This is a genomic window from Thermogutta sp. (assembly GCF_039793925.1).
In the GTDB taxonomy this organism is placed as follows: domain Bacteria; phylum Planctomycetota; class Planctomycetia; order Pirellulales; family Thermoguttaceae; genus Thermogutta.
Window position 1 is genome coordinate 1 of record NZ_JBAMME010000021.1, and the last position, 1,754, is coordinate 1,754.

At 58.3% G+C, this 1,754-nt stretch carries 1 protein-coding gene and 1 pseudogene; both read left to right on the forward strand.

What is annotated here, in order from left to right:
- Positions 1 to 524, forward strand: a 524-nt coding sequence (locus ABJK56_RS01095; RefSeq protein WP_347242822.1) for a hypothetical protein, incomplete at its 5' end; no start/stop codon positions are given.
- Positions 521 to 1,754 (forward strand): annotated as a pseudogene (locus ABJK56_RS01100) (hypothetical protein); the annotation flags it as partial. The gene ABJK56_RS01095 and the pseudogene ABJK56_RS01100, both read left to right, overlap by 4 nt.

Below are 1,754 nucleotides of genomic sequence, written 5' to 3' on the forward strand. Positions count from 1 at the left end.
CCCAGCCGGAGGACATTTTTGTTGAGTCTGCCGACAGTATCTGGTTCACGGCCCCGGGCGTTTCGTGTCTGGGCAGATTTAAGCCAAGCCTTGGGTTAGGCGGCTTCGCTATGATTTCAACAGGCGGTGGCAGTCAGCCATGGGCTGTGAAGGTGGATTCAGAGGGTTATCCCTGGTTCACGGAGCGCGCCGGCAACCGCATTGGCCAGTTTTTCCCTCAAACCATTGCGGACTTCCGGTGGTATACCCTGCCAGTCTCATCCAGCGATCCGTATGATCTTGTCATCGGGGCCGGTTACATCTGGTTCACGGAGAACGCAGGGAACCGGATCGGACAGTTGCACCCAACGACCGGAAGGATTCGGGAGTTTGGGTTGCCTACAGGCAGTGCACCGAAAGGGCTGGCTGTAGATACCGGGGGTTGTGTTTGGGTTGCCGAAAGCGGGCGGAACCGGATCGCCCAATGGTGTCCCCCCTATTTCCGCTATGTCTATCTACCCCTGGTCTTGAGGAATTTCCAATGAGCGGCCGGCATTGGTGGATTCGGGGTTTAATGGCTTTTGGCGGTGGGCTGCTGTGTCTGGCGGCGCTTTTCCTGTTCTCCGGCCCTACCTCTGGCGCTGTGAGTTCTGAGCGGGGAACTTCCGCCTCGGGCTCGGTAGGGGCGATGGAACAGACAACTTCCACGGTCTTTCTCCCGCTTGTTTTTTCAAACTACGAGCCCCCGGTGCCAACCATTTTTGGGGTACAGATGTACGGCAACCTCACGGCTCCTTCCGCAGGGCTCACCCATACCCACGACGCACGGGTCTGGTGGGTCCGCTGGCCGATGGCCTGGTCGGCTGTGGAACCGACGGACACGATCCCCGAGAATTACAACTTTGCCTACTATGACGCGAACATCCTGGCCGCTCATCGGGCGGGGTTACATTTGATAGTGACCATCCTTAGCAACCCGGGCTGGGCCGCGACTTATGCCAATGGTCCGATTGACAAAGTGGACATTGGCGAGTTTGCGGAGTTTATGGGCACGGTGGTGGAGCGGTACGATGGCGATGGATGGGAAGACGCCCCCGGTTCCCCGGTGGTGGACTACTGGGAGTTCTACAATGAGCCGGATGCCGGAGATAGGCTCCGTGCCGAATATGGGGCCAGTTACTGGGGGCACTTCGGAGCCGAGTACGCCCGGATGCTGTGCGCGGTCTATCCTGTCATCAAGGCGGCCAATCCCCGGGCTCAGGTGGCCCTGGGTGGCCTGGCCTATGATGCCTTTGAAGATCAAGGAGGAGGATTTGTTAGAGAGTTTCTGGATGATGTTCTCAAAGCGGGGGGAGGGGAATGCTTTGACGTGATGAACTTCCATTACTATCCCCCTTTCGCGCCGGGCTGGTCCGCATATGGGCCTGGTCTGTCGGGAAAGGCCAATTATCTCTACGCCAAATTGGCCCAGTATGGTTACCAGAAGCCGATGATTTGCACCGAGGCGGGGTGGCATAGCAATAATTATGCCCAGTTCCCCAGCACCCCGGAGATCCAATCCCGCTATGCGGTCCAGTTATTTGCCCAATCACTGGCCTCCCGGCTGGATGTGATGATCTGGTGGACATGGATAGATCCTGGGGCGGGGTATGGTGATAACGGGTTGTTGACTCGATCCCTTCAGCGGAAGCCTGCCTTTGACGCCTATCGGGTTGCGGCCTACTGGCTGGGGCGGGCTTCTTACCAGCGGGCGCTCACTGCCACAGAGTTAGGGA